Annotated in this window: 6 protein-coding genes; 2 read left to right on the top strand and 4 right to left on the bottom strand. The window is 39.5% G+C overall.

Going from position 1 to position 6050, the window contains the following annotated elements:
* Positions 1-2178 (top strand): glucoamylase family protein (locus HP439_RS17120; RefSeq protein WP_343043562.1); only part of this gene is annotated, 2178 nt, incomplete at its 5' end.
* A 69-nt stretch (positions 2179-2247) separates the two neighbouring features.
* Positions 2248-2763: an OmpA family protein gene (locus tag HP439_RS17115; RefSeq protein ID WP_172391556.1), complete on the top strand. Its 516-nt coding sequence runs from the start codon at positions 2248-2250 to the stop codon at positions 2761-2763.
* A gap of 79 nt (positions 2764-2842) precedes the next feature.
* Here the strand turns inward: HP439_RS17115 and thiD are convergent, their stop codons facing one another.
* The 4 genes from thiD to HP439_RS17095 form a co-directional block, all read right to left on the bottom strand.
* Positions 2843-3655 carry a bifunctional hydroxymethylpyrimidine kinase/phosphomethylpyrimidine kinase gene (thiD, locus tag HP439_RS17110; protein WP_172391555.1) on the bottom strand — a complete coding sequence of 271 codons (813 nt, stop codon included), beginning with the start codon at positions 3653-3655 and terminating at the stop codon, positions 2843-2845.
* 77 nt (positions 3656-3732) lie between these two features.
* Positions 3733-4116, bottom strand: a complete 384-nt coding sequence (locus HP439_RS17105) for a hypothetical protein (RefSeq protein WP_172391554.1) — start codon at positions 4114-4116, stop codon at positions 3733-3735.
* Positions 4117-4275: 159 nt separating this feature from the next.
* Positions 4276-5421 carry a 2-iminoacetate synthase ThiH gene (gene thiH / locus HP439_RS17100; protein WP_172391553.1) on the bottom strand — a complete coding sequence of 382 codons (1146 nt, stop codon included), beginning with the start codon at positions 5419-5421 and terminating at the stop codon, positions 4276-4278.
* Positions 5422-6050 (bottom strand): thiazole synthase (locus HP439_RS17095; protein WP_172391552.1); only part of this gene is annotated, 629 nt, incomplete at its 5' end. It lies immediately after the preceding gene.

Genomic DNA, 6050 nt, shown 5'->3' with positions numbered 1-6050 from the left:
TGCACATGGCTGGCTTTTGGTGTGACTAGCACCGCAATTGCCGATACGTATCCAGAAGTTATTTTTGATAATAGTTTGGTACAAGGCGTATATGCTAAAAGCAAAGTCAGTTATATAGGCAGTTCTTGGGTTGAAAATTTGAATAATCATTTACTTGTTTCCGACACTCTTTTTTTTACGCCAGGAAATGCATTGTCGTTGCAATATCAATCAGGAAATGGTGGAGCGTGGGAAGTAGATTTACAATATAGCCGTCAAAAGTTGAATTATCAAGTTGATCGCGGTGATTTTTTAGTGATGAAGGTTTTCATTAAGACCGAGCATTCAAAGAAAGCAGATCTTCCAAGAATTGGAATTAAGCAAAAGGACACGCAGACGGATTCATTGGAACTCGCATCGTTTATGGAGGATTTTGATTACAATATGTGGATTAATGTTAAAATTCCAATTTCGAAATTCAAGAACCTTGTGTCTAAGGAACAGGTTCGAGCGATTTTGTTATCGCAGAATCAGACGAGCGATCGAACACATCAGATTTATATTGATCAAGTTGAGTTTTTGCCAAAGAATGTGTCAAATGTAAAGCTATCATCACCGGCGATTTTGTCGTCGGCCGTAGCATATGACAATCAAGTAAAGTTGCAATGGCAGTTGCCGCTTACACCGTCAATTCGATATATTAAAATATATCGGTCAGAAGATAATGAGACATTTACGCCGGTTTCTATTCGACCGATATCGATGCAAAGTTGTTTAGATTACGTTCCACGTACAAATAAAACCTATTTTTACAAAATAGCATGGGTTGACTATAATTACATCGAATCTCCTTTTTCTGAAGTAAAAGAAGTAACTACCAAAATATTGGAAGAATCGGAATTGTTAGATTTAGTACAGGCCGCTCATATTAATTATTTTGTTGAAAATTACGACATTAATAGTGGCATGTATCTCCCGTTTCGGATGAAAGAACGCGCTGTTGTGTCTGTCAAGGAAAGTGGCAATTCAATATTAAGTCTTATTGTAGGCGTGGAGAAGAAAACGGTAAATCGTCAGCTTGCGTTAGAGCGAATATCGCGTATGGTTTATTTCCTGTCGAAAGCACAAAACCGTTTCGGTGTTTTTCCAGCATATTTTGAAGGTAGGACAGGACTACCTGATTATCGAGGTGGTGATGCTGGTTACGACGTCTTAGCAACTTCCTCGATGATTGAAGCTCTTTTGGTGGCTCGTCAATATTTCGATAAAGATGACGACTTAGAAACTGATCTCAGAAATCGTATCACAACGTTGTGGGAAAATATAGAGTGGGACAAATTGGTCGCCCAGGGATATTCGGACGTCCTTGTGGAGAAAGTCACGAACATTGATTCCATCAACGAACAGATTACACTGGGAGGGGTTAATGAATCGCTTAATGCTTATATTCTTGCTATGGCGGCACCTAAACATAACCTTCCTTTATCCGCTTATGAAAATGGTGTTAAATATCAGGATACACGATATGCGTCTCAGTATAATAAATTAGATAATCTAGCCAGTGATACTTTGGCAATCGTTAAGGAATCATTTCGTATAGCCTTTAATATATTTGACAGCGATCTTATCGCAAATGGTGTCAACCGTGCTGATCGTATTCCTGTTCGACAGGATACAGCAATGTTTGGTAAGGTGTTAAGGTATGGAAGTGAACGAAGAAGTTTGATTGATTTCTATAAACCATTTTTTGTAATCGATCCTAAATTGTTGAAAGACCCAGATATGGAATGGGAAGAATCCGTACGAGATTATATTCTAGTGCGCAAACGTAAAGACAATGAGATAGGGGTAGGCTCTACTGATTCAGATATATGGGGCTTCTATCAATTAAATGATTCTATTGGAAGTTATCGGATCAATCCCGCTATCGCTCCGGCGTCTATGTTTTTATTAGAAAATGAAGGACATAAAGCCGTGCTTGCTTTGTATAATAATTACGGACAGAACTTTTTTAGCGAATATGGATTTCGTGCCTGGTTGGATTTGCGAAACAACGACGTTTCAGATGAGTATTTTGCAACAAATCAGGCGGCAATTGTCGTTTGTATTGAAAATGCTCGATCGGGGCTGATATGGGATCTATATAAAGAAATACCAGAAATTAAAGCGTTATTAGTAAAGCTGTTTCCGCAAGAGTAAAAAGACGAATTATTAGCTCGTGATACGACGAAATTTACTATCTTTACAGCAATAACTAAAGCAAATTTCATGAGACATATAGGTACAGTTGCGTTGTTATTTGTTGCTGTTTTAGGGGCGACTTCATGTAAACAACAAGCTATCGCAGTGAATAAGGGCGCTGTCGTAACAAAAGATGGTACAGACGATGGGCTTAAGAATGTGAAAGGTGAATTCGAAGATGCTTCTCGTACGGATGAGGGAATCAAATTTACATTATCATCAGATCTTTTATTTCCGATCAATTCTTCTTACTTAACCGATAAGGCAAAAGTAGAGTTAAGTAAACTTGTTAAGCTGATGAAAGAAGACAAGACGAAAAATGTACGTGTTGATGGTCACACGGATGCTACAGGTGAAGAAAATTATAATCAGTGGCTTTCAGAAAAACGCGCTACTTCCGTTAAAACTTTTCTTGAGAGTGCGGGGATTTCAGAATCACGGATTTCAACAAGGGGGTTAGGACAAACTAAACCTGTTGCAACTAACAAAAGTTCAGAAGGACGTCAACAAAATAGACGTGTTGAAGTTATAATATTAGATTAGAGCACGCAAATAAAAATATCATGATTCAAAGGACATCGATGTATTGATCTGTATCAAATACTGATGTCCTTTTATTGTTTTAATGATCATTCCACTTTTGATCGGGAACCAGGCAGCCATTCCCTTGTCCTAGGTTTATATCTATACTAGCATGAATACGGGTGTCGACGTAATCGATACTCTTTTGGATTGCCTGAGAAAGAGGGAATCCTATCGCTCTAAAACACGCTATTGCCGATGCCAGTGTGCAGCCAGTACCCCTAGTATTCTTTGTGTCTATTTTTTTTGTCGAGTAAGTAGTTGACTGCACGTCCGAGGTAATAAGTGTGGACAAGAGTTTTTGAGATTCTAAATGTCCACCTTTTACTAGAATAGCTTCTGCCCCTGATTTTAAAAGTTGTATACCCGCCTTTTTCATTGATATCAAGTTTGTTGCCGTTATACCCGTAAGATCAAATACTTCCGGAAGATTAGGTGTAATTAGGCTCGCTAGAGGGAATAGTCTTTCTATAAGAATAGTTTTAAATTCTCCTTGGTGAAGATCATGACCACTTGTGCTTTTTAAGACGGGATCAATTATGATCTCGCCTTTGTAGTTTTTTAATACAGAAGCCAGAACTTTAACATTGGGTACTGTATGAATCATTCCGATCTTTATGACGTCGGGGTAGATATCTTCTAAGACCGCATATAGCTGTTCTTTTACTGTTCTTGAGGGTATACTGTGTATTGAACGGATCCCATGGCTGTTCTGCACGGGCAAGGCCGTTAGAACATTCATTCCGTGACAGCCTAACGCTGCTATCGTTTTGAGATCAGCTTGGATTCCGGCACCACCGATGCTGTCAAACCCACCTATAGTCAATACCGTCGGGATTCGTTGAGGATTCATCTTAACATTTTTAAACTTCGATTTATTAGTGCCTTGGAGATACCTTCGGAGAGCGTTACAACCGCGAATGTGTAATGCTATACTTTTGCGTTGATATATTGGTTTTTATACCGAACAATCTCGCGCGATGCTGATATGTAATTTACCGTGTTATCTCGGAATAGATAAACCTTGGCCCGATGTTCCATATTACGCATGAAGTAATCAAATTCGTTATAGAAATTTTTACGCTCTGTTTTGCTGAATTTACTGTTTTTCACTATCCATTGAAATTGATCGTCATCCACTTTGAAATTCACTTTGTTTGAGCCATTTTCTTGGCCAAAAAATATCAATGGCGAACTAAAATCATTCAGATAGATTGCGAAACCTGTTTCATCATTAGGCATAACAACGACATACGCATGAAATTGTACTGTTCCAATATTCTGTTGATCAACGATGATGATTTTAGTAAACATAAAAAGTTAATAGGTTTCTAAATATATATATTTTGAAAAACAATTGCAAATTATTTATTTAAAATCTGGTTTCATTGATGCATTTTTATGTTTTAATAGGTTTTATTTTAACTTTAGTTAACAGAAGAGTGAGGTATTGGATCAGTGTATATTCATTTCTTATGGATAAATTTGTTCACTAAATGGGACATTTGCATATTCTGGTTGCCAGTCCTTCCAGACTGGTTGATACCCCGCTTCTCGTATCTTTTGAATAATAGTTTCTATGGGCCTGTCGTCGCTTATCTCAAATTGCTCGAGAGACTGTGGTTCTACAGCATATCCGCCGGGATTTGTTTTGGAAGCGGCACTCATGGAGGTAATACCAAATGTTGGTGCATGATCACGGAATGCCTCTTGTTCTCTAGTCGACAATGATAATTCTAGATCGGGATTCCACAATCGGTAAGCACAAATCAGTTGAACGAGATCACGTTCATCCATATGAAAGTTCGGCTTTGCGGCTCCTGCGGCGGGACGTAAGCGAGGAAAGGAAACAGCGTATTTTGTACGCCAATAGGTTTGTTGTAGGTATTCGATATGTAAGGCAGTAAAAAAACTGTCGATTCGCCAATCTTCCAATCCGAGAAGCACTCCTAAGCCGATTTTGTGCATACCCGCTTTGCCGATGCGGTCAGGTGTTTGTAAGCGGTAGTCGAAATTAGACTTTTTACCTTTAGGATGATACGTTTTGTATACATCGCGATTATAAGTTTCTTGGTATACGAGTACAGCGTTTACATTGACTTCTGATAAACGGTTGTAATCGGGTTGATCTAACGGCTGTACTTCGATCGATATCTGGGGAAAAATGTCTTTAATCTGCTGCACAGCCTTTAAAAAATAATCGATTCCCACACTCTGATTTGCTTCTCCCGATACTAGCAGTATGTGCTGAAACCCCATCGATCGTACCGTCTGGGCCTCCATTATTATTTCTGCAGCGGATAGTGTACGTCTTCTTATAGCATTATCTAGACTGAAACCGCAGTAAGTACATATGTTATTGCATTCGTTACTCAAATATAGTGGTGCAAAAAGTTGTATGTTTTTTCCGAAACGCTTTGCAGTTATTTCATGAGAAATTGCAGCCATGGTTTCTAAAAATGGCGCAGCAGCAGGGGAGATTAGGACCAGAAAGTCTTCCAGTGTGCGTTTTTCATTTCCCAGGGCAAACTCGACGTCACGAGGCGTTATGTTTTTCAATTTTTTCTTGATATCATCCCATTTGAATTTTTCGAATGTATTGTTAAAAGTTCGTTCCATTTATGGTGTTATTTGATCTAGAAATTTTGTAAGAGGGCTACTGGCTACAGCCTTATTATACCGGGGCGCTAAACCGGCTTCGAAAGCTTTCCTTCCAGCAATGGTAGCCATCGCAAAGGCATCCGCGATTAGTTCCGGGTTTTTTGAAGAAGCGATTGCGGTATTTACTAGAACCGCATCAGCACCAATTTCCATTGCTAAGGCGGCGTCTGAAGGTGAGCCAATTCCTGCATCAACGATTACAGGCACGTTGCTCTGATCAATGATGATACGTAAGAAATCTAGTGTTTTCAATCCGTTGTTGCTGCCGATAGGTGATCCTAATGGCATTACCGCGCTTGTGCCTGCATCTTCCAAACGTTTACACAAAACGGGATCCGCGTGAATGTAGGGCAGCACTATGAATCCATCTTTTGCTAAGGCTTCGCAAGCCTGTAGCGTTTCTATTGGGTCGGGAAGTAAATATCGTGGATCAGGGTGTATTTCAAGCTTTATCCAATTGGTTTGGAGTGCTTCGCGAGCGAGTTGAGAAGCCAGTATTGCTTCCTTCGCAGTGCGTGCACCCGCAGTGTTCGGAAGCAGCCGCACTGCTCTTTTATGAATATGTTCAAGAATTTCATCGCTATGAC

Source organism: Sphingobacterium shayense (assembly GCF_013179575.1).
GTDB classification, from domain to species: domain Bacteria; phylum Bacteroidota; class Bacteroidia; order Sphingobacteriales; family Sphingobacteriaceae; genus Sphingobacterium; species Sphingobacterium shayense.
The sequence above is the reverse complement of the archived record's forward strand: the minus strand, read 5'-3'. Positions and strand labels throughout refer to the sequence as shown.